Source organism: Rhodococcus phenolicus, assembly GCF_001646785.1.
Classification (GTDB): domain Bacteria; phylum Actinomycetota; class Actinomycetes; order Mycobacteriales; family Mycobacteriaceae; genus Rhodococcus; species Rhodococcus phenolicus.
The window spans coordinates 1-21689 of record NZ_LRRH01000038.1; the positions used below are offsets into that span (position 1 = coordinate 1).

Below are 21689 nucleotides of genomic sequence, written 5' to 3' on the forward strand. Positions count from 1 at the left end.
GCTATCTGCGGCACCCGCCCGCCCGTTTCGACACCTCCATCGCGCGAGGCGCCCGCGTCACCGCGCGGTGCAGCACCGATGCGGCCGGGTGCCGCAGATAGCGGCCCACGCCGTTGTCGGCGAGCCCGGACGCGGCGGTCGCGATGAGCCCCACGCCGACGATGCGGGTACCGATCGCGGCCGGGTACAGCCGCGCATACACCATCGCCACCATGCCGCCCATCGAATATCCGGCCAGCACGATCGGGCCGGCGGGCACCAGCGTCCGCAGCACGGCGTCGAGATCGCCGGCGAGTCCCTCGAGCGTCAGCGCGGAGACGTCACCCGATCCCGAACGGCCGTGTCCCCGTTGGTCGTAGCGCACGATACGTACACCTGGCCGGGTCACGCGGACGCAGACGTCGTCCCAGCTCCCGGCCTCCTGGCAGTGGCCGTGCACCAGGACGACGGTCAGCGCCGCATCCGGCGGACCTTCGATCGTCGCGGCCAACGGCACCCCGTCGTCGGCGACCACCGTGACACGCGAGATCCCGTTACGGGCGGACCCTGTCGACAGCTCGGACATCTCGGACATGGGCACTCCTGCGATGCGGTCTGCCCGGGTAGTCGTCCGACGACCGAATGCCGTTAGCCGCCTTCACCGAATCGTGATCACTGCTCGACGATCACCCCGAACGCGGAGGCCATCGCCACCGCCTGCGTGAGGTCGATCTTCGCGCCCTCCAGCTTCGCCGACGTCCACAAGGCCGCCCCGGCATGCGCGCCGCGCAGGTCCGCACCTTCGAGCCGAAGACCCACCGTTCGCGCACCCGACAGGTCGACGCCCCGCAGCGAGGCGGTACGCAGGTCCGCCTCGACGAGGTTCGTCTCCCGCAGCCGGCAGCCGGTCAAGTCGACGCCGCGCAGGTCCGCCCGGCCGAGAGAAGCCAGGGTCAGATCCACCTCATCGAGCACCACCGGACGTATCCGGCACTGCTCGAACGTCGAACCGAGCAGACTGGAACCACGGAATTCACTGTGCCACAACGTGGTCCGAGTGAACGTACACGAACGGAACGCCGTCATCGTGTGCCGGGACTCGGACAGATCGGCACCTGTGAAGTCACAGTCGGTGAACACCACATGGCTGGTGTCCAGCCCGCTCAAGTCGGCATCACGAAAGCTGCACCCGGTGTAGTTCCGGTTCGTCCAGCGCTGACCGTCCAACCGCGCGTCCGAGAAGTCCTCGCCGACGAATTCCTGATCCTGTTCCGCACTCATGCCCCCGATCCTGCCTTGCCGGGCCGACACCGCCGGCAGGGCCACCTGTTCGACACGGCCGGGACCGGAGAGAACACACCGCTACGGGTCTTCTATCGATATGCGGCAGACTCGAATTCGAGGTATCCGCCGTACGACGCGGGGTCACCGAGCGGCAGGATCTGCGTCGCCCAGAACCCGGCGAGGCCGTTCTCCCGGTCGATCCAGTAGTAGAGATTGGCCAGGCCCGCCCAGCCGAGCGCGCCGGCCGGACGCCCGGTGGGCGCGAGTTCCTCGTTCACCATGAACGGCAGTGCCCAATTCTTGCGGATTCCGGGGAAGAACTCGGTGTCGTGCGACAACGTCGGGTCCACGCCGCGCAGCATCGTGACCTCCCGGCCGTCCAGACCGCCACGGACCGCCTCGGCGACGGTGTGCGCGGACAGCACCCGCCCGCCCGGGCCGGCACCGTCACCCAGCCACATGCGCAGGAACCGCATGTAGTCCGGCACCGTCGTGTACAGGCCGTGTCCACCCATGTGCACCTCCGGGTCCTGCGGCAGCTGCAGGTCGGGAAGCGGAATCAGGGTGCCGTCGTCGGCCCGCTGGTGGACGACGGCCAGGCGGTCACGCATGTCACCGGTGAGGGTGAACGCCGTGTCGATCATCCCGAGCGGTTCGAAGATCCGCTCCCGCATAACGTCGCCGAGCCGGCTGCCGCGTACGGCCTCGACGACCAGCCCCGCCCAGTCGATGTTCGTACCGTAGTTCCAGCGTTCGCCCGGATCGAACAGAAGGGGCGTGGTCAGCGCAGCCATCGTGGCGGACAGGACGCCGGGCCGGGCGTGCTCGGTCGCGAGGCGCCGATAGGTCTCGTCGAAGAAGTCGTAGCCCAGGCCCGCGGTGTGCAGCAGGAGCATCCGGGTGGTGATCTCGCGCTTCGGGGCACGCAACAAGGGGTTGCCGTCGTCACCGAATCCATCGATGACCTGCAGTTTTCCGATCTCGGGCAGGTACTGAGCCGCGGGCGCATCCAGATCGAGCAACCCGTCCTCGGCACACTGCAGCACGGCGGTGGCGGTGATCGCCTTGGTGGTCGAGAACGCGGCGAACACCGTCTCCGCGGTCATCGGAATGCCGGATCCGAGGGCTCGTTCCCCGGCCGCGCCTTCGAACACCGTGCCGTCGCGATCGGTGAGATGAGCGACGACGCCGGGGACCCCGGCCGGGGTGGCGGTGAGCGCATCCAGGACGGGTCCGACGATCGATGCGAAATCCTCGTACACGGGGTTCTCCAGGGTTTTCGGGAGGCGGCCCCGATGGCCGCCCGTTCGCAGCTGCGACGCTACGAACCCCGATGTGACCTGCGCCACCTCCGATCGGCACACCACGTCGCCGATCGGCACCTTCTTCTCCGGCGCGTTCAGTCGCCCCGGGCGAGGGTCTGCGACGGGTTCTCCCCGAACCTGCGGCGGTACGACGCGGCGAACACCCCGAGGTTGACGTAGCCCCACCGCGCAGCCACCTCCGAGACGGTCGCTCCGGGCCCGGCGGCCACGAGTTCATCGCGAATACGATTCAAGCGCACGTCGCGCAGATAGCGGCTGGGTGTGGTTCCGCGGTACCGCCGGAATCCGCCGGACAGCGCCCGCACACTCACCCCCACCGCGGCGGCGACCTCGCTGACCGTGGGGAGCTGCCCAGCGTGCTCGTCGAAGTACTGCTCCGCTCGGCGCACGTAACCCGGGGTCGCCTGCCGATCGCTGCCGTCCAGAGGCACACCCGCACTGGTGGCCCACTCGGTGAGCAGGTGCCCGATCAGCATGTCCTGCAGGTGGATTCCCGGCCGGCCGTGCGCGAGACCGGCAGGGTCCGCCAGAACGGACTGGACGGCGTACGCAAGGAGCTTCGTCCAGCCGGATTCTCCCCCGCCGACCACGCATCTGTGCCGCCACAGCCGATCGTCCGGCAGGAAACCGAACCACCGCTCGGCGAGGTCCGCGACCAGGGTGTGCGGGATCGTCAGGTTGAGCTGCAGGTCCTCGTGGTCGAAGTCGCTACGGTGCTCGATCCGGCTGCAATCGACCACGAAGCATCCGCCCGGCCCCACCTCCACAGAGCCGGCGGCGGTCTGGTGCAGCCCGAGACCACGAACAGTGTTGAGCACCAATATTTTTCCGGCTTCAGGGGAGAACCGGTCCACCGCAACCGGGATTCCGTACCGGAAACGGGTGAGCGTGATCTGCGCGATGTCCGCCGAGAACATGCTCGAACTGGGCCGGACGACCCGACCGGTGGGACGCACCCGATAGGGCATGTAGACGGTGTCCGACCATGCCCGGATCTCGTCCCAATCCGGCGAACGGGTCGCGCTGTCCCGCGGTATGCCGACCGCGAAGGGATCCAGCGACTGCGTCAGGTCCACATCGGCGAGGGTATCGGAGGTCTGACCGCGGATACCCGACGCGGTCCCGGATCGGGACCGCGGGGGGCAACGCTCACGCTGTCGTGGTTGTTCGGTTCGTGATGGTTGTCAGGTCGTAGCGGTGTGATGCTCGTGCGTGAACGGCTTCGTTCCGTGCACCTCGGGTCCACCCTCCGGGTTGTTCTCCGCGCCGTGGTTCTCCCGGATATCGGTGCCGAGCCACTGCTCCGTCGGCGCTTCGACGTACTCCCATTCCATGCCCTGCGGCCACGGTCCCTGGCCTTCGTTCCAGGGCCCCCGCACCGAGTCCGCACCATCGGACATGTTGAACGCGAGATTCTGGAAACGGTCGTCGCCCGCCAGTGCCCCGGGCGGGAAGTTCACCGGCAGCTCGTTCAGCGCCGCGGTGAACTGCTGGTAGTGCGCGACTTCACGAGTCATCAGGAAGGTGAGCGTCTCCTGCACACCGGGATCGTCGGTGAACTGTTTGAGGTACTCGTAGACGATCTTCGCCCGGGTCTCCGCGCCGAGATTGCTGCGCAGGTCGACCGTCGGATCGCCGTTGGAGTTGATGTAGGCACCGGTCCACGGCGTTCCCGCCGAGTTGCTCACATCCGGTCCGCCGCCGGTCAGCGCCAGGTACAGCGGATTGACGGCGACCTGGTGAATGGCCTGTTCCTTACCGTCGGCCGTACCCACCAGCGGCATCCAGTCGCATCGTTCGTTCGCGATCTTGAGATCGTCGTTGAGGCCGTCGAGCAGCATCGTGATCATCGACCCGACCATCTCGAGGTGACTCAATTCCTCGGTGGCGATGTCCATGAACAGGTCGTACATCTTCGGGTTCTTCCGTCGCAGCACGAACGCCTGCGTGAAGTACTGCATCGCTGCCTTCAGCTCGCCGTTCGCACCGCCGAACTGTTCCTGAAGCAACGTGGCGAATCGCGGATCGGGCCGGTCGACCCGCACCTCGAACTGCATATCCTTGTTGTGGATGAACATGTCACTCCCATTTCTGTGTGTGCAGAGGGTCGGGAGCCGGGTACCCGGGCCGCACCAACGGAAACGACCCGTATTCGTCCGCGCCGGTGGGGCACGACCGTTTACCGCCCGCCTGGGACGGGTACGCCGTCGCCACCACGGACCGGAGGCGATGACAATGGTGGATGCGTTCACACTTCTCAGAAACGATCACGAAAGCGTGCTGGGCATGTTCGAGGTGCTCGACGGTGCCCCGCAGGGCAGTGGTGCCCAGCTCAGCGGATTGGGCACCATGGTGACCGATCTGGTCGTCGCCGAGTCACGGCACGAGGCGATCGAACAGCAGCACTTCTGGCCCTTGGTGCGGGAAACCCTCGAGGACGGCGACCGGCTCGCCGATGACGCCATGGCACAGGAGAACTCGGGAAAGCACCTGCTCCAGAAGCTGGAGAACGGCAAACCCGGCGAACCCGAATATCACGGTGCGCTCGCCGCTTTCATCGAAGCGGGCCGCAGGCACATCGCGTACGAGCAGAACGTGGTGTGGCCGCGCCTGGCCGCCGCACTGAACGAGTCCCAACTTCAGGAGCTGGGGGCCACCCTGGCCCGCGCCAAGGAGAAGGCGCCGACGCGCCCGCATCCGGACACACCGTCCGGACCGGGTGCCCAGAAGACGATGGGCGCGGCCGCGGCAACGCTCGACAAGCTCCGCGATGCGGTGACCGGCCGCGAGAATCCCCCGGACCCGCCCGCTCCGTGAGCGGCCGGGACCACGGTCAGCGGGGCGCCAACGCGCGAATCGCTTCCGCGGGATCACCCGGGGTCACCAGCGCAATCGCCGGTGTCGTCACGCCCGCGTCCCGATAGCGCTCGACGTGCTCACGGCACGCGTCCGGACCGCCGTGGATCACCAGTTCGTCGACGACGCTGTCCGGGATGGCTTCGAGCGCGCCCTTGCGGTCACCTTCCGCCCACAACCGCCACATGCCCGCGAACTCGTCCGACCGGCCGAGAAATTCGTGGAACGCGCGGTAGACGGGGACGTTCATGTAGGAGGCGATCATGCGCCGGCCGAGCGCGCGGGCGGTGTCGGTGTCGAAGCCGTGGAGCACGAAGATGCGCGCCACGATCTCCTTGCCGGCACCACCCTCGTGCACGTAGGGCGCGACGGTGCGCACGTCGTCGGCCGACAGCCAGTTGACGATCGCGCCGTCCGCCTCCCGCCCGGCGAGCCGCAGCATGCCGGGACGCAACGCGGCGAGCAGGACCGGGGGTACAGGATCGGCGACCAGGCCGGGGCGGAATCCGTCGATCGCGAACGTGTCGAACTCGCGGCTCACCTTCTCCCCCGCGAGCGCGGACTTCAAAAACCGCAGGGTGTCACGGGCGCGCTTGAACGGCTCGTCGAACGCGATACCGTTCCACTTCTCGACGATGACATCGGACGAGGTGCCCACACCCAGGACGAACCGTCCCGGCGCCGCGGTCGCGAGAGTCGCGGCGGACATCGCGAGGGTCGCCGGACCACGCGTGTAGACGGGGACGATCGCAGTACCCAGACGCAGGGCCGGCGCCCACACACTCGCGAGCGCGAGGGGGGTGAACGCGTCCGCCACGCTCGACTCGGACGACCACACGTCCGTGTATCCCAGATCCGGGAGTTCCTCGATCAGCCGGCGCTGGTCGGGAAGCGGAATGCCGTCGAGGGGGACGGTCAGGCCCCAGCGTCCTGTGGTGTGCGTCATGGTCGCCACCCTAACCACCGATGCACCTGTTTCGCAGTCAGGGCGCCAGTGATGCCCGGGACCTCGTGGGTCCCGGGCATCACTGGTGTGGTCCGGCGCTCGTTCCAGCGGCGCTCCGGTTACTGCGCGGACCTGGTCTCGGTGAAGACCGTGCTCAGTTGCGGTCGCCGGTGGCGGGCAGGATCCGGGTGCGGACCTCTCCGAAGCCGATGCGGGCGCCGTTCGGGCCGGGTGCGGTCGCCGAGATCGCGATCTCGTCGCCGTCCTGGAGGAAGGTGCGGGTCTCGTCACCGACCTGGACGGGTTCTGCTCCGCCCCAGGTAAGTTCGATGAACGCACCGCGCTGGTCCTTCTCCGGTCCGGAGATGGTGCCGGACCCGAACAGGTCGCCGGTACGGGTCGCGGCGCCGTTCACCGCGGTATGTGCGAGCATCTGCGCCGGCGACCAGTACATCTGCGCGTACGGCGGGCGGCTCACGACGTGACCGTTCCACTCGACCTCGAGATCGATGTCCAGACCCCACTTCTCATCACCCTGCAGGTAAGGCAGCGGTTCCGGGTCCTGCACCGGGGTCGCGATGCGGGCCGCCTCGAGCGCGGCGAGCGGCACGACCCACGGGGAGATCGACGTCGCGAAGGACTTGCCGAGGTTGGGGCCGAGCGGCACGTACTCCCACGCCTGGATGTCGCGGGCGGACCAGTCGTTGAGGATGACCGCACCGAAGCAGTGGTCCGCGAACTCGTCGGGGCTGATCTGCGAGCCCATCGGGGATCCGACGCCGACGATGAAGCCCATCTCGGCTTCGATGTCGAGCCGGACGGACGGGCCGAAGACCGGTGCCGGATCGTTCGGGCCCTTGCGCTGTCCGCACGGGCGCACGATGTCGACACCGGACGCGACCACCGTCGACGACCGGCCGTGGTAGCCGACGGGCAGGTGCTTCCAGTTCGGCATCAGCGGATCCGGGTTCTGCGGGCGGAACAACCGGCCGAGATTCGACGCGTGATTCTCGGATGCGTAGAAGTCGACGTAGTCCGCGACCTCGATCGGCAGGTGCATCGTCACGTCCGCGACGGGGAACACGGCGTCGTCGGTGACATCATCACCGACGAGTTCGACGATGGCGGAACGCACTTCGTCCCAGCGACGACGACCCTGCGCCATGAACGCGTTGAGCGACGGCTCGGCGAACACGACGTCGTCCTCGAAGATCCGGCTCAGGTCGAGGACCGTGTCGCCGACGCGGACGCCGACGCGGGGTTCGCTGTCCTCGGTGGAGAAGATGCCGTAGGGGAGGTTGTCGATGCCGAAGAGCGAGCCCTCCGGGATGTCGATGACGGTCATGCGGGAGATCCTTCGATAATCGGGGTAACGGTCGCAGGCACCAGGCCGAGGTCGACGAGATCGACGAGCGGTTCGAGGATGCTGCAGGTACCGAACGAACGGAAACGGCTGCGCACCTCTGCGATCCGCGATGCACTCAGCGCGGACAGGCGGGCAGCGAGGAGAGTTCCGTCTCGCTCGGCCAGCACCGCGGCGATCGCGGCGACGTCTGCGCCGTCGAGCGCCGCGTCGACGGCCGCGAGCACGTTGACGAAGCCGTGCTGTTCGAAACCGGTGTGCGGGTCGGTGTTCCGGACGGCGTGGTGCAGTCCTGCGGTCGCCTTGAACGGTACGCCGAGAGTCACGGCGGCCCGGATCGCCTCGGCCAGTTCGGTTTCGTCCGGGTACGCCTCGGCGACGACACCGCCGGTGCGGAACTTGGCGGCGTGCGCGGTCCCGGCGAGCCCGGCCAGGAGAGCGGCGCGGCGGTCGTCGCGCGGCACCTCGACGAACAGCGAGACGTCCGGCAGCACCGCGGCGACGGTGTCGAGCGCGGTGAGGAATTCGTCTGCAGTGTGGTCGGCGGGTACCGCGATCTCGACCGCGTCGACGGTGACGCCGTCGAGCTCGCGCAGCCGCGCCACCGCGGCCGGCACGGTCGCGGGCCCACCCGGAGCCGTGACGCTGAGGGCGAGCTCACCGCCGAACGGACGGGCTTCGAGCACGCTGGTCAATTCGTCGATGCGCGGGACGGGAAAGACGAACAGTCCCACCAGATCTGTGTAATCGGAGACGCGGTGTCCCGCGTGCGCCGGAAGCGCCTGCTCCAGCGGAGCGTTCCCCGGCGGGAACAACGCCGCGTCGTCGCACAGTCCGGTGAGCAGGGATCCGAGGGCGGTCATCGGCCTGCACCTCGGTTGCGGTTCCAGCTCCCGGCATACGTGGGGTCTTCGCATGCGAATGCACCCTCGCCGAGTTCGAGCGGACGGAACGTGTCGACCATGACGGCGAGTTCGTCGAAGAACTCGACACCGATGCTGCGTTCGTACGCGCCGGGCTGCGGGCCGTGCGCGTGCCCACCGGGGTGGACCGAGATGGAGCCCTGAGCGATGCCGGATCCCTTGCGGGCCTCGTAATCTCCGCCGCAGTAGAACATGATCTCGTCGGAGTCGACGTTCGAGTGATAGTACGGCACCGGGATCGACAGCGGGTGGTAGTCGACCTTGCGCGGCACGAAATTGCAGATGACGAAGTTGTTGCCTTCGAACGCCTGGTGCGCCGGCGGCGGCTGGTGAACGCGGCCGGTGATGGGCTCGTAGTCGTGGATGGAGAACGTGTACGGGTACAGGCAGCCGTCCCAGCCGACCACGTCGAACGGGTGCGTGGGCACGACATAACGGGTGCCGACGATGCCGTGCGACGTGCGGTGCTTGACAAGCACCTCGACCTCGGCCTCGAGGTCGGCGACCTCGACGAGCGCGGACGGTCCGTGCAGGTCGCGCTCGCAGAACGGGGCGTTCTCGAGGAACTGACCGAACCGCGAGAGGTAACGCTTCGGCGGCACGATGTGGCTGTTGGCCTCGATGACGTAGGCGCGCAGCGGCTCGTCGCCGGTGGGGATCCAGCGGTGTGTCGTCGCCATCGGCAACAGCACATAGTCGCCGGACTTCGCTGCGAGCGTTCCGAAGACGGTTTCGACGGTGGCCGTGCCGGATTCGACGTACACCATCTCGTCACCGACGACGTTGCGGTACAGCGGCGACTCCGTCGCCGACACCACGTACGAGATGCGCACGTCGGCGTTGCCGAGGATCAGGCGCCGCCCGGTGACGACATCGGTGTCCGCCCACACCTTCTCGGGGAACAGCTCGTGAAGCTTCAGGTGCCGCGGCTGGAGCGGGTGGTTCGGGGTGGTCGCCTGGTCCGGCAGCTCCCACACGGTGGCGTCGACGATCGCGGACGGGATGTGCCGGTGGTACAGCAGCGACGAGTCGGACGAGAAGCCCTCCTCACCCATCAGTTCCTCGTAGTAGAGGTTGCCGTTCTCGTCGCGGTGCTGAGTGTGACGCTTCGGCGGGATGACGCCGAGCTGTCGGTAGAACGCCATGGGGGTTCAGCTCCTCGCAGGTTCCTCAGGCCGATCGAGGCAGTCACGCCTCGGTATTAATAAACACATTAACTAGTTTTCGGGTGCGAGTGCAACCACGGGGCGATCACAAGGTCGTGACGATCCGGTCTGCTCGGCCACCACCCCACCGGGTGACGGGAACCTTCAGCCGGTCAGACCGAATACTGGTTCCCATCACCCTGGGCTGCGGGGGTCGCCCGGAAAGGTGCGTGCGCGGTCAGTTGCGTCCGCGCACGTCGAACTGACTGCGGTTCGTGATCAGCTTGTTCAGCAGCATGACGAGGATCTGCTGCTCGGCCTCGGTCAGCACCTCGACCCACGCTTCTTCGCGCTCGTTCTGCACGCGGAACGCCTCGGCGATCTCGGTCTCCCCCGCCTCGGTCAGCGACAACTGGACCGAGCGACCGTCGTGACTCGCCGGGGTCCGTTCCAGCAGACCCGCCTCCACCAGCGGTTTTGCGAGATTCGACACCGCGGCGCGGCTCATGCCGGTCAGCCGTGCGGCACCCTTCGGCTCGATCGGTCCGGCCAGCCAGACCACGAACAGCAGGCGGTAGGCCGACCACGACCGGCCGTTGGGGCGGTGCACGGTGGACTCGAGGTCGTAGGTGACAACGTCCGACGCCCGGTTCAGGGTGAGCAGGACCTCGGTGGCGTTGCGGTGATAGTCGCCGAACCTGTTCCCCAGCCGGCTCTTCGCGAGCTCGACGAACGACCAGTAGTCGAGCGAATCCGGCGCGGCCGGCTCCCCCGCCTCGTTCCGCGCATCGTCCATGCGCCCAACCCTATCCCGGCCGGTGGAAGGGGTCTTCGGCGCGGACGGTTCCCGGTGACTCACTGGAATAGTATACGTATTGACTATATTTCCGGTGGGTGTTCCGCCGCGGGCCCGCGCCCACGCTTCCCGGCCACCGCCGTATCGCGGGCGTTACCGCTCCGCACCGAAAAGTCTGTACAAAGGACTCGAACGGACAGCCCGCCGGACGGCCCGAGAAGGACCTACATGAGCACTCTGCAGACGCTCGATCGTGGGCTGCGCGCACTCGATCTCGTGTCGCAGTCGCCGTCCGGAATCTCGGTCGCGGACCTGGCCAGGGAACTCGACGTCCACCGGGCCATCTGCTACCGGATCGTCGCCACGCTCGAGGAGCACTCGCTGGTCACGCGCGCCACGGACGGCCGGATCCGTCTCGGCGTCGCCGCGGCTGTGCTCGCGTCGAGATTCGAACCGCAGTTCGCGGTCGACGTCCAGCCCGTCCTGCACACGCTCGCCGACACGACCCGCGCAACGGCGTTCGTGTCGGTCGCCCAGGGACAGAACTGCGTCGTGATCATGGTCGCCGAGCCGGAAGGCACCCTGTTGCGGGTCGGCTATCGGGTCGGCAGCAGCCACCCGATCGACCGCGGTGCCGCCGGCATCGCGATTCTCGCCCTGCGACCCGAGTCGCCGGGCGACTCCGATGCCGTACGCCGCGCCCGCGCCGACGGCTACAGCCTCACCCGCGGCCAGCTCGAGCACGGTGCCGTCGGCATCGCATCCGGCATCGCGCTGCCTCGGGGTATCGGGGCGAGCACCGGGCTCGAACGCAGCGTGGGAGTCGTCGCGATCGACGGCCTCGACACCGCACGCGCCGCGGATGCGGTCAAGCGCACCGCCCGCGAGGTCGAGCGCCTCATCAGCATCTGACGCTCCCCGCACACCCCCCTTTCCGCAGATCCCGCGCCCACCCGCGCACCCGCCGTGCGGCGACGGCCGGGGTCGGCGCATCCCGTCTTCCGAACCGGCTCCACCCCCGCCGGCCGAGCTGCGTCGTTGCCCGGGCCGCACTTGACCTCGAATGTGACCGCACTTACTCTGTGCGGAGTTCGCTCACCGATACACGATGTGCGTTATTCGTAACTTCGCAGTTCAATGCGGGTTAGACACAGATGGAGAAGTAACCCATGAGCGCATGCCCGATCGATCACACGAGCCTGCACCCCACCGGCTGCCCGGTATCCGCCAACGCCGCGGCCTTCGATCCGTTCACCGGCCCGTACCAGGTGGACCCCGCAGCGTCGCTGCGCTGGTCGCGCGACGACGAACCCGTGTTCTACAGCCCCGAACTCGGGTACTGGGTCGTGACTCGGTACGAGGACGTCAAGGCCGTCTTCCGCGACAACATCCTGTTCTCTCCCTCGATCGCGCTCGAGAAGATCACCCCCGTCTCGGAGGAAGCGACCGCGACGCTCGCGAAGTACGACTACGCGATGGCGCGCACCCTCGTGAACGAGGACGAACCCGCGCACATGCCGCGCCGGCGGGTGCTGATGGACCCGTTCACCCCCAAGGAACTCGTCCACCACGAACCGATGGTCCGCCGCCTCACCCGCCAGTACGTCGACCGGTTCGTCGAGTCCGGCAAGGCCGATCTCGTCGACGAGATGCTTTGGGAAGTCCCGCTGACCGTGGCCCTGCACTTCCTGGGCGTGCCCGAAGAAGACATGGACACGATGCGCAAGTACTCGATCGCGCACACTGTGAACACGTGGGGCCGGCCGGCGCCCGAACAACAGGTCGCGGTCGCCGAGGCCGTCGGCAAGTTCTGGCAGTACGCGGGCCAGGTGCTCGAGAAGATGCGCAAGGACCCGTCCGGCCACGGCTGGATGCCGTTCGGCCTCCGGGTCCAGCAGGAGCAGCCCGAGGTCGTCACCGACTCCTACCTGCATTCGATGATGATGGCGGGAATCGTTGCGGCACACGAGACCACGGCCAATGCGTCTGCGAACGCCTTCCGGCTGCTGCTCGAGAACCGCAGCGTGTGGGAGGAGATCTGCGCCGATCCGAGCCTGATCCCCAACGCTGTCGAGGAGTGCCTGCGCCACTCCGGTTCCGTCGCCGCGTGGCGCCGACTCGTCACCGCCGACACCACGATCGGCGGTATCGCCATCCCCGAAGGCTCGAAGCTGCTGATCGTCACGTCGTCCGCCAACCACGACGAGCGCCATTTCGACAACGCCGACGACTTCGACATCCGCCGCGAGAACTCGAGCGACCACCTCACGTTCGGATACGGCAGCCACCAGTGCATGGGCAAGAACCTCGCCCGCATGGAGATGCAGATCTTCCTCGAGGAGTTCACCACGCGCCTCCCCCACATGGAACTGGTTCCCGACCAGGAGTTCACCTACCTGCCGAACACCTCGTTCCGCGGCCCGGATCACGTGTGGGTGCAGTGGGATCCGGAGAAGAATCCCGAACGCGCCGATCCGTCGATCCTGGACGACCGACGTCCGGTGAAGATCGGGGAGCCGTCGAAGACCAACATCTCGCGAACCGTGTCGGTCGACACGATCACCCCTGCCGCCGACGGCGTTGTCCGTGTACGGCTGTCCGATCCGGCGGGCAGGCCGCTGCCCAAGTGGACTCCCGGATCGCACATCGATCTCGAGCTCGGCGAGCTGTCGCGGCAGTACTCGCTGTGCAGCGACCCGAACGACCTGTCGCACTACGAGATCGCCGTGCTCGAGGAACCCGCGAGCCGCGGCGGCTCGCGCTACGTGCACCGCACCCTGCAGGCAGGGCACCGCCTGAAGATGCGCGGTCCGCGCAACCACTTCAAGCTCGACCCGGATGCCCGCCGCTACATCTTCGTGGCGGGTGGAATCGGCGTCACCCCGATCGTCGCGATGGCCGACCACGCGAAGGCCGCAGGCAAGGACTACGAGATCCATTACTGCGGAAGAGATGTCGACACGATGGCACTACTCGACCGGCTCACCGCCGAGCACGGCGCCGAGCTCGAGGTGCATTCGAGTGCGGCGGGCAATCGCCTCGACATCCCGGCCCTGCTCGCGACGCCTGTCGAAGGCACGCAGATCTACTCGTGCGGCCCGGAGCGTCTGCTCACCGCCCTCGAGGACGCGACTGCGCACTGGCCCGAGGACTCGTTGCACGTCGAACACTTCACGTCGAACCTGGCCACGCTCGACCCGGCCGACGAGCACGCGTTCGAGGTCGAACTCCGCGACTCCGGACTGACCGTCCAGGTGGCGGCCGACCAGACGGTGCTCGACGCCCTCCGTGCGTCGAACATCGACATCCAGAGCGACTGCGAGGAGGGGCTGTGCGGATCGTGCGAAGCCCCCGTCCTCGACGGCGAGGTGGATCACCGCGACATGGTACTCACCAAAACCGAACGGGCTCGGAACAAGTCGATGATGACGTGCTGCTCCCGCGCGTGCGGCACGAAGATCACCCTCGCCCTCTGAACCCGCCCCTCCAGAATTTCCAGCACCCGAAAGGATCCGTCATGGGATCACCGACCGTCACCGGGGCCGACGTGCCACCGGGCCAGGCCGTGACCGACCAGCCACCCAGGTCCAGCTTCAAGCGCGTCCTCACCGGAAGCATGGCAGGCGCCGTGCTCGAGTGGTACGACTTCGCGATCTACGGCATCCTCGCCGCGACCGTCCTCGGTCCACTCTTCTTCCCCGGGGACAGCGGGGTCGCCAAACTGCTGCTGGCGCTGGCCACACAGGGACTCGGATTCGTCGCCCGCCCGTTGGGCGGCATCGTCTTCGGGCATCTCGGTGACAAGTTCGGCCGCAAGCCGATGCTCGTCGCCACCTTCCTCATGCTGGGCACCGCGACCGCGGCGATCGGTCTGCTGCCCACCTACGACCAGATCGGTATCTGGGCGACGGTCCTGCTGGTCGTGCTGCGCATGATCCAGGGCTTCGCGCTCGGCGGCGAATTCGGTGCCGCGGTGCTGCTGGTCAGTGAGTACGGCGAGCCGAAGAAGCGTGGCTTCTGGGCGTCCTGGCCGCAGGCGGGCGCACCGATGGGCACCGTCCTGGCCACCGTCGTGGTGTCCGCGATCGGCCTCTTCCTCACCGACGAGGCCTTCGACCAGTGGGGGTGGCGCGTCGCCTTCCTGTTCGCGATCCCGCTGCTGATCATCGGCTTCTGGGTGCGTCGCGGCGTCGAGGAGTCCCCCGTGTTCAAGGCGGCACAGGAGCAGGCCGCGAAGGCCCCTGCGGCGCAGGAACGTTCGTCGATCCTCGAGGCGCTGTCACGTCCGCGCGCGGTCCTCACCGGCCTGGGCATGCGCCTCGGCGAGAACATCGCGTTCTACGTGTACACGGTCTTCGTCATCGCGTACGCCACCACGTACTTCGACTTCCACCGCGGTGACATCATCATGGCGGTGACGTTCGCGTCGCTGTTCCAGTTCGTCGGCATGATCGGCGGCGGCGCGTGGTCCGACCGGGTGGGCCGCAAGAAGGCGATGCTCGTCCCCGCGATCGTCCTGGTGGTGTGGGCGCCGGTGTTCTTCTGGCTGGTCCAGCTCGAGAGCCTGCCGATGCTGTGGGTCGGTGTGTGCGTGGGTGCGTTCTTCCACGGCATGCTCGCCGGCCCGGAAGCGGCGTGGATCACCGAGCTGTTCCCGACGCGCTACCGCTACGCCGGTTCGTCGCTGGTCTTCCAGGGATCGTCGATCATCGCCGGTGCCCCGGCCCCGTTCATCGCGGTCTGGCTGATCGAGAACTTCGGTGTCGGCACGGTCGTCGGCTACCTGGTGGTCACGATGACGATCACGGTGATCGCGCTGGCACTGAGCCGGGAGACCAAGGGCGTCGATCTCGACGACGTCGCGTAACCTGCAGCGCCCCTTCGACGAACTGCTCCCCGGAGGCCGGACCGAGAATTCGGTACCGGCTTCCGGGGAGCAGTTTTCGTGTGGTCGGGTGCGTACCCGGTCAGCTCGTGACGGGCTCCTTGGCGGACTCGCCGGAGCGCACCATCGCCGGGACCTTCACCAGCGCCAGCATGATCTCGGAGACCACGAGGCAGCCGATCGGGAAGTACAGACCGATCGTGACAATGATCTGCGGCAGGAAGAACGTGAATCCGTACAGACCGCACGCGGCGAACAGGTTCGCCACGGCCGGGTGCAGGATGCGCGGGTTCTTGATCGCCGCGAGCTGCTGCTTGAGCGCCACGATACCGAGCAGGATCGTCGGCGCACCCTGGAGGATGAACACCCAGCGCCAGCCGCTCAGGTCGAACCAGGTGATGTGGTCGAGGATGAGCCCGCCGGTGAAGCTGCCGAGGATCATCGCGATCGGCTGGGCGAGGGCCATCGCGGCGATGGCGCGGCCGCGCTCACCCTGCCGGAACCAGAACGTCAGGTACAGCAGCAGACCCGGGTAGAGGCCGGCCTCGGCGATACCGAAGGCGATCCGCGCCACGTACAGCTGGGTGACGCTGTTGACGAAGCCCATGATGACGGTGACGATGCCCCACGTGATCGCGATGCGCGCCAACCAGATTCGTGCGCCGTACCGCTTGAGGGCCATGTTGCTCGGGATCTCGAAGACCACGTACGCGAGGAAGAATATCGACGCGGCCACGCCGAACGTCGCTGCCGTGATCCCGAGCTCGTGCTGCATGCCGAGCTGGGCGTAGCTGATGTTCGTCCGGTCCATGTAGTTGAAGATGTACAACAACTTAACGTCTCTCCCGCCCGAGGCCAGGAGATTCCCGGCTCAGACCGCAACCGCACCACCACCCGAAGGGAGGTGATCCACTTGACTCACGTCGTCGACACCGGTGTGGCCACGCTCCGCCACAGCCAGAATCACCCTGGCAGCGTTCCGATCCCGGCATGCGGTGTGCCCGCACACCCAGCACCGGAAAATCCGTTCCCCGAGCCCGAGGGGTTGCTTGGCTCTCGCGAAACACCCCGAACACGTCATCGTCGTATACGCGGGCCGCACCACCACCACCTTCCGGCCGGCCCGCCTGCCCTGTTCGACAAGTTCACGCTTGATGGTCGCGACCGCGGCATCGGCGGCCTTGCGCGCCATGGTGGTCTTCGACAGGAACTTGGGTTTGAAATCCTCCACCGCGATGAGGTGATGCGCCTCGACCACGGTCCTGGCCCACATCCGGCCGTCGTGCCGGTTCTGCCGCGCCGCCTTCTTCTGGATTCTCGCGGCCTGCTTACGGGCCTGCCGGTAGCCCCTCGACGGCGGATGGCCCCTGCCGCGACGCCGACGCGCCATCCGGCGCTGGGATTTCGCCAACTCCGCCGCACACCGTTTCCGGTGCCCGGCATGCGGCAGATCGAACCGGGTGTCGGTCGCGGTCGCAGTCTGCGTGACACCCCAATCGATCCCGACACCACTACCCTCGTCGGCGACGGGGATCGGCTCGGCGACGCGGCTCACCACGAACGAGGCATACCAATGCCCCACCGAATCACGCGTGATCCGCACACTGGACGGGTCGGACGGCAGTGCCCGGGACCACACCACCGGGATACTCACGCCTTTGGGCAACACCAGACGTCCGCCGCGGATCCGAAACCCGCGGCGCGTGTACTCGAGCGACGGCAACGTCTTCTTCCGCGCCTTGAACCGAGGCCGGCCCCGACCCTTGACCGTGAACGAAACATCCAACGCCTGCGCGTAGGTACGCAACATCTGCTGCTGCGCGACCTGGGAACCATCCCGCAGCCACGACGACCGTGCCCGAGTCTCGGTCAACAACTTGCTCAGTTTCGCGAACGTCGGTTTCGCGCCGGTCTCGGTTTGGTGGACCGCTTCGTTCCACAGGAACCGGCACCGATGCCACTCCTCGATCAGGGCGCGTTCGGCGGTGGTGCCCGGCCGCAGCCGATAGTTGTAGCGCACCACCTCGGTCCTCATGCCGGGCACGGTAACCGACCTCACCGACACGTTTCCTCGACTTTCACCATCACATCTTTGAAAGGGAGGTCGGCGCTGCCTCTCCCCCCGTGAACGGAGGAGTATCCACGCCGAGCAACGGATGACGATCGGCATGATCCGTACGGCGACCTTCCGGATCGTTGCACGGCCGAGGTCGCTGTCCGCGACCTCCGACCACAAGCGGATCTCGCTGGGCACCGGGCTGGTCACTCTCGCCGAGCCGGTCGAGCAGGATCTGCGCACACTCGCACGGCCGGTCCTGGAAGGCCTGGCCGACGCCGTCGGGGCGACCGCTCACCTCGTGGTGCGCGAATCCGAGCACGAGGCGCGCGCCCTGATGGTCGTCGAGCCTCGGCGCGCGACCGTGCACATCGCGTTCCGGCCGGGCCAGAGCATCCCGATCGAGCGCGGATCCGCGGCGATGGCGATCCTGTCCGCACTGCCCCCCGTCGAGGGCGAGCGCCCGGAGATCGCGGAGGGGCGGCGGCGCGGCTGGGCGATCTCCGAAGGCGAGGTCGTACCCACCACGATCGGCATCTCGGCGCCGGTGCCGGCCCGTCGCGGGGGCCCGCAGGCCGCGATCGGCATCTCGGTGTTCGACGACACGCGCGCCGAGGAGCAGGCCGCGGCGGTCACTGCCGCGGCGCGCGAACTGGGCGAACTGCTGCGCTGACGGTCAGGCGTGCCGGGTCCGGCGCTGTCGCACGCGAGGCGCCGGATCCCGCAACGCCTTCACCCAGCCTTCACCGATCTCCCACACGGCGATCAGTGCCACGACGACGATCACCGTCGTCGAGGCGACGCGTGCGGAGTCCGTCGCCTCACCGAACGCGGCGACGAGATAATCCGGCTCGAACAGTTCGTCGCTCGCCGCCAGCCAGATGACCGGAACCGTGAACAGCAGGTTGAGAACCGTGTTGATCACGGCGAGAGGGACCGTCCATCCTCCGATCGCGTACCGGACGATTTCGAAGACAGCGCTGAGCACCAGCAGGACGAGCAACGCCGGGATCCAGAACGACCAGAGGCCGGGTTCGAGAATCGCAATCGCCGTCCCGTCGTCGGAGTGGAATCCGGAATAGGTGCGCTGGAGGATCAGGAACACGAACAGGAACACGTAGACCGCGACCGCGAACACGGTGTCGGACAGGGACACTCGACGCTCGTCGTCGCCCTCCGGAAGGCGTTCCGGAGTCCACGCGCCCGTGGGGTTTTCGGCAGATCCTCCGGTGCGCTCGAGGACGGCGAAGACCAGGGTCGTCCAGAACACGATGTGCAGGGCAACCGTTGCCGCGGTCCAGATTCCCGATCCGAACGCGGCGAGCACCGAACTTCCCTCGAACGCATCCAGGACCAGGACGACGATGCCGGGGATCGGGGCGATCCACAGCAGCACCGCAAGGAGCCGGCGCCAGTCCAGGTAGAGATCGGGCCCGATGAGATACAGCGGCCGCTCCGAGTAGTCGGCGGCCAGCCGGGCCGGGTCACCGAGATCGGTGAGCACGTACTTCTCGGCCTCGGCCGAGTCGTCGCCGGAGTCGATGCGCGCGTCGACCGCGTCGGCGATCGACCCGCGCAGTTCGCGTTCGATGTCGTCGCGTTTGCTCGCGGGGATGTTCCGCAGGGTCGCAGCGACATAGCGATCGGTGAGCGTCACGACGCGCCTCCTTCGGTGGTGGGTTCGGTGGGGCCGGGGTCGAGCGCGCCGAGACTGCGGGCCAGGGTGTTCCATTCCCGCAGCAGGGATTCCGCGAGTTCGCGGCCCGCCGGGGAAGTCCGGTAGAACTTGCGCGGTCGCGATTCGTCGGTGTTCCACTCGCTGACGAGCAGCCCCTGCTTCTCGAGGCGACGGAGCAGTGGGTACAGCGTGTTCGCCTCGACGGGAAAGCCCGCGTCGGCCAGGGCCTCGAGCAGCCCGTAGCCGTAGCCGGGCGTGCGCAGCATCAGCAGGCTGGCCACCACGACGGATCCGCGGCGCACTTCCTGTTCGTGTACGGCGACAACCTCGGGATCGAGCATGCCGAACACGATAGTGTGTGTCACACACTATCGCAACGGACACAGGCAGCTCGGATCCGGCAGAGGGGTCTCAGCGTTCGAAACCGCGCCGCATGTCGTCGACGATCCGCGGCCGGTCGAGAGTCGACGGCTCGAGCACCCGGCGCTCGCGGTCCAGCGGAAACACCGCCGCCGCGGCGAGCGTCGACGGATCGAGGAAGCGCCGCGACGCGGCTGTCGGCGACAACGCGAGTTCCGGTGGTGTGCCCGCCTGTGCCAGCGTGTAACCCCAGTCCCCGAAACTCGGCACGTGGACGTGGTACGGGGTGACACCCAGGCCCGCCGCCTCGATGCTCGCCACGGTCCGCCAGAACGCATCCGGCGTCGAGTACGGGCTGCCCGACTGGACGACGAGCAGGCCACCGGGGTTCAGCGCCGCGGCGGTGAGCCCGTAGAACTCCGTGGAGTACAACCGGCCCAGCGCCGGGGTGTCCGGGTCGGGCAGGTCGACGATCACCGAGTCGAACCCGGCACCGGCGTGTTCACGCAACCAGCGGAACGCGTCGTCGGCCACGAGGGTGACCCGGTCGTCCTGCAGCGCACCGGCGTTGAGATCGCGGAGGCGGGTGTTGGCCAGGTCGACCACCGCGGGGTCCAGTTCGATCTGCACGATCTCACGAACGGTGTCGTGGCGCAGCACCTCTCGCGCCGCGAGGCCGTCGCCGCCCCCGAGGATCAGGACCCGCTCGGGGTCCCGCGCCAACGCCGGATACACCAGCGCCTCGGTGTAGCGGTGCTCGTCGCGGCTCGAGAACTGCAGGTCGCCGTCGAGGTACAGGCGCACGTCGCCGGCCCTGTCGGTGACGACGATCTCCTGGTACTGCGACCGCTGCGCGAACACCACCGGATCCGGGTACAACCGCTGCCGCGACGTCGTCTCGATATCGGCGGCACGCATCAGCAGCCATCCCAGCAGCGCAGCCGCGATCAGCAGTGCCGCGACCGACAGCACCCGCGCGACCGGCCGCAACTGCCCGCGCAGCAGGAACAGTGCAGCGACCGCGGCGGCACACAGGTTCACCATCCCGGTCAGTGCGGCGCCACGGATCAACCCCGCCGCCGGCAGCAGCACCAGCGGCCACACCAGCCCTCCGATCAACGCGCCCGCGTAGTCCGCCGCGTTGAGATTCGCCAGCACCTTCCCGGTTTCGCGGGCGTCGGAGTCCCGGCCGGTCTGCAGCAATGTCATCAGCAGTGGCACCTCGGCGCCGACGAGCATGCCGATCGCCGCGGTCGCGACGACGAGCACCCACGTGGACGAGCCGACGAACGTGAACGCGACGTACAGCGCCGCCGCGCTGAGACCTCCGACCAGGCCGAGAACCACCTCGACGGCGACGAACGCCTGCGCCGCGTACGGCAGCAGAGGCTTGGCGAGCAGCGCGCCGACACCGAGAGCAGCGACGAAACCCGCTACGATCAGCGATGTTTCGGTGATGCCGCCGCCGGTAAGACTCACCGACAGGGTGAGCAGCGCGAGTTCGTACACCAGGCCACACGCGGCGCACGCCGCCACCGCGGCGAGCAGCACGACCCGCGACCGGCGATCGAGGGCCGGCGCCTCCGCGGCCGGTGCGATCGCGCGCGTCGTCACGAGAGTGCAGCGGCGTTGACCAGGCCCACCGAGACGAGCGTGACCGCGACCGCCCACGCGGCGCCGCACATCCGCGGTTCCGTCACCAGCGCGACCAGGCGGCCGGGCAGCACCCGGTTCATGATCACCAGGGCCACCGCCTGCAAGCCGATCCCGACGAGGCCGTAGACCGCCGAATCCACCAGTCCCTGCGCGAATCCGTCGGAACTGGTGAGAATCGCGGTCACCACGATGATCGCGAGTGCGAGGTGGTTCGCACCGAGCAGCAACGCCGCGTTCGGGTTGCGATCGACGTACACCTGGTGGCGCAGGTTGCCGGGGGTCAGTGCATCCAGGACCGCGAATCCTGCCGCCAGGACCCCGATTCCGACGACGAAGTACGCCAGTGTCGCGAGGACACCACCGACCAGCAGGGCCGGGTCGACGGTGCCGATCTCGGTGTCCGCGGCCAGCCATGTTGCGGTCATGTTGTCAGCTCC

At 67.8% G+C, this 21689-nt stretch carries 21 protein-coding genes; 5 read left to right on the forward strand and 16 right to left on the reverse strand.

What is annotated here, in order from left to right; genetic code table 11:
- Position 1: 1 nt before the first annotated feature.
- The 5 genes from A8G15_RS11850 to A8G15_RS11870 form a co-directional block, all read right to left on the reverse strand.
- Entirely contained in the window at positions 2 to 574 is a 573-nt protein-coding gene (locus A8G15_RS11850; protein WP_245687813.1) for an alpha/beta fold hydrolase, read from the reverse strand.
- A 77-nt stretch (positions 575 to 651) separates the two neighbouring features.
- The gene (locus A8G15_RS11855) at positions 652 to 1260 is read right to left on the reverse strand and encodes a pentapeptide repeat-containing protein (RefSeq protein WP_068159372.1); all 609 of its coding nucleotides are present in this window, start codon (positions 1258 to 1260) and stop codon (positions 652 to 654) included.
- A 92-nt stretch (positions 1261 to 1352) separates the two neighbouring features.
- Positions 1353 to 2525 (reverse strand): methyl acetate hydrolase AcmB, encoded by a 1173-nt coding sequence (gene acmB, locus A8G15_RS11860; protein ID WP_068159374.1) that lies wholly within the window; start codon positions 2523 to 2525, stop codon positions 1353 to 1355.
- Positions 2526 to 2662: 137 nt separating this feature from the next.
- Positions 2663 to 3664 (reverse strand): helix-turn-helix transcriptional regulator, encoded by a 1002-nt coding sequence (locus tag A8G15_RS11865; RefSeq protein WP_082899833.1) that lies wholly within the window; start codon positions 3662 to 3664, stop codon positions 2663 to 2665.
- A gap of 108 nt (positions 3665 to 3772) precedes the next feature.
- A complete protein-coding gene (locus A8G15_RS11870) occupies positions 3773 to 4666 on the reverse strand; it encodes a manganese catalase family protein (protein WP_068159296.1) in 894 nt (297 codons plus the stop codon).
- Positions 4667 to 4826: 160 nt separating this feature from the next.
- On the opposite strand from A8G15_RS11870, the gene A8G15_RS11875 reads away from it, so the two are divergent.
- Positions 4827 to 5405, forward strand: coding sequence for a hemerythrin domain-containing protein (locus A8G15_RS11875; RefSeq protein ID WP_068159378.1), 579 nt, complete (start codon positions 4827 to 4829; stop codon positions 5403 to 5405).
- A gap of 16 nt (positions 5406 to 5421) precedes the next feature.
- Here A8G15_RS11875 and A8G15_RS11880 read toward each other — a convergent pair whose 3' ends face one another.
- From A8G15_RS11880 to A8G15_RS11900, 5 genes are all read right to left on the reverse strand, one after another.
- Positions 5422 to 6390: an LLM class F420-dependent oxidoreductase gene (locus A8G15_RS11880; protein ID WP_068159297.1), complete on the reverse strand. Its 969-nt coding sequence runs from the start codon at positions 6388 to 6390 to the stop codon at positions 5422 to 5424.
- Positions 6391 to 6544: 154 nt separating this feature from the next.
- Positions 6545 to 7735 (reverse strand): fumarylacetoacetase, encoded by a 1191-nt coding sequence (fahA, locus tag A8G15_RS11885; protein WP_068159298.1) that lies wholly within the window; start codon positions 7733 to 7735, stop codon positions 6545 to 6547.
- Positions 7732 to 8616 (reverse strand): hypothetical protein, encoded by an 885-nt coding sequence (locus A8G15_RS11890; protein ID WP_068159299.1) that lies wholly within the window; start codon positions 8614 to 8616, stop codon positions 7732 to 7734. Before A8G15_RS11890 ends, fahA begins: the two co-directional genes overlap by 4 nt.
- Positions 8613 to 9821 carry a homogentisate 1,2-dioxygenase gene (locus A8G15_RS11895; protein WP_068159300.1) on the reverse strand — a complete coding sequence of 403 codons (1209 nt, stop codon included), beginning with the start codon at positions 9819 to 9821 and terminating at the stop codon, positions 8613 to 8615. Before A8G15_RS11895 ends, A8G15_RS11890 begins: the two co-directional genes overlap by 4 nt.
- Before the next feature lie 238 nt (positions 9822 to 10059).
- On the reverse strand, positions 10060 to 10617 hold the full coding sequence (locus tag A8G15_RS11900; protein WP_068159301.1) for a MarR family winged helix-turn-helix transcriptional regulator: 558 nt from the start codon (positions 10615 to 10617) through the stop codon (positions 10060 to 10062).
- A gap of 228 nt (positions 10618 to 10845) precedes the next feature.
- Here A8G15_RS11900 and A8G15_RS11905 point away from each other — a divergent pair, with 228 nt between their 5' ends.
- From A8G15_RS11905 to A8G15_RS11915, 3 genes are all read left to right on the forward strand, one after another.
- Positions 10846 to 11529, forward strand: coding sequence for an IclR family transcriptional regulator (locus A8G15_RS11905; protein ID WP_068159302.1), 684 nt, complete (start codon positions 10846 to 10848; stop codon positions 11527 to 11529).
- 257 nt (positions 11530 to 11786) lie between these two features.
- Complete coding sequence (locus tag A8G15_RS11910; RefSeq protein WP_068159304.1) at positions 11787 to 14093, forward strand: cytochrome P450/oxidoreductase; 2307 nt, start codon at positions 11787 to 11789, stop codon at positions 14091 to 14093.
- Positions 14094 to 14134: 41 nt separating this feature from the next.
- On the forward strand, positions 14135 to 15484 hold the full coding sequence (locus tag A8G15_RS11915; protein ID WP_068159380.1) for an MFS transporter: 1350 nt from the start codon (positions 14135 to 14137) through the stop codon (positions 15482 to 15484).
- Positions 15485 to 15584: 100 nt separating this feature from the next.
- Here the strand turns inward: A8G15_RS11915 and A8G15_RS11920 are convergent, their stop codons facing one another.
- Positions 15585 to 16334 carry an MFS transporter gene (locus A8G15_RS11920; RefSeq protein WP_342671572.1) on the reverse strand — a complete coding sequence of 250 codons (750 nt, stop codon included), beginning with the start codon at positions 16332 to 16334 and terminating at the stop codon, positions 15585 to 15587.
- A gap of 39 nt (positions 16335 to 16373) precedes the next feature.
- Entirely contained in the window at positions 16374 to 17537 is a 1164-nt protein-coding gene (locus A8G15_RS11925) for an RNA-guided endonuclease InsQ/TnpB family protein (protein ID WP_068159307.1), read from the reverse strand.
- Between the two features lie 121 nt (positions 17538 to 17658).
- On the opposite strand from A8G15_RS11925, the gene A8G15_RS11930 reads away from it, so the two are divergent.
- Entirely contained in the window at positions 17659 to 18231 is a 573-nt protein-coding gene (locus A8G15_RS11930; protein WP_156665355.1) for an IclR family transcriptional regulator domain-containing protein, read from the forward strand.
- A 3-nt stretch (positions 18232 to 18234) separates the two neighbouring features.
- Here the strand turns inward: A8G15_RS11930 and A8G15_RS11935 are convergent, their stop codons facing one another.
- The 4 genes from A8G15_RS11935 to A8G15_RS11950 form a co-directional block, all read right to left on the reverse strand.
- On the reverse strand, positions 18235 to 19215 hold the full coding sequence (locus A8G15_RS11935) for a permease prefix domain 1-containing protein (protein ID WP_068159309.1): 981 nt from the start codon (positions 19213 to 19215) through the stop codon (positions 18235 to 18237).
- Positions 19212 to 19577, reverse strand: coding sequence for a PadR family transcriptional regulator (locus A8G15_RS11940; protein WP_068159382.1), 366 nt, complete (start codon positions 19575 to 19577; stop codon positions 19212 to 19214). Before A8G15_RS11940 ends, A8G15_RS11935 begins: the two co-directional genes overlap by 4 nt.
- Positions 19578 to 19647: 70 nt before the next feature.
- Positions 19648 to 21210 (reverse strand): polyamine aminopropyltransferase, encoded by a 1563-nt coding sequence (locus tag A8G15_RS11945; RefSeq protein ID WP_068159312.1) that lies wholly within the window; start codon positions 21208 to 21210, stop codon positions 19648 to 19650.
- Entirely contained in the window at positions 21207 to 21677 is a 471-nt protein-coding gene (locus tag A8G15_RS11950; RefSeq protein WP_068159313.1) for a DUF350 domain-containing protein, read from the reverse strand. The genes A8G15_RS11945 and A8G15_RS11950 overlap by 4 nt, the downstream gene beginning before the upstream one ends.
- Between the last annotated feature and the right edge of the window lie 12 nt (positions 21678 to 21689).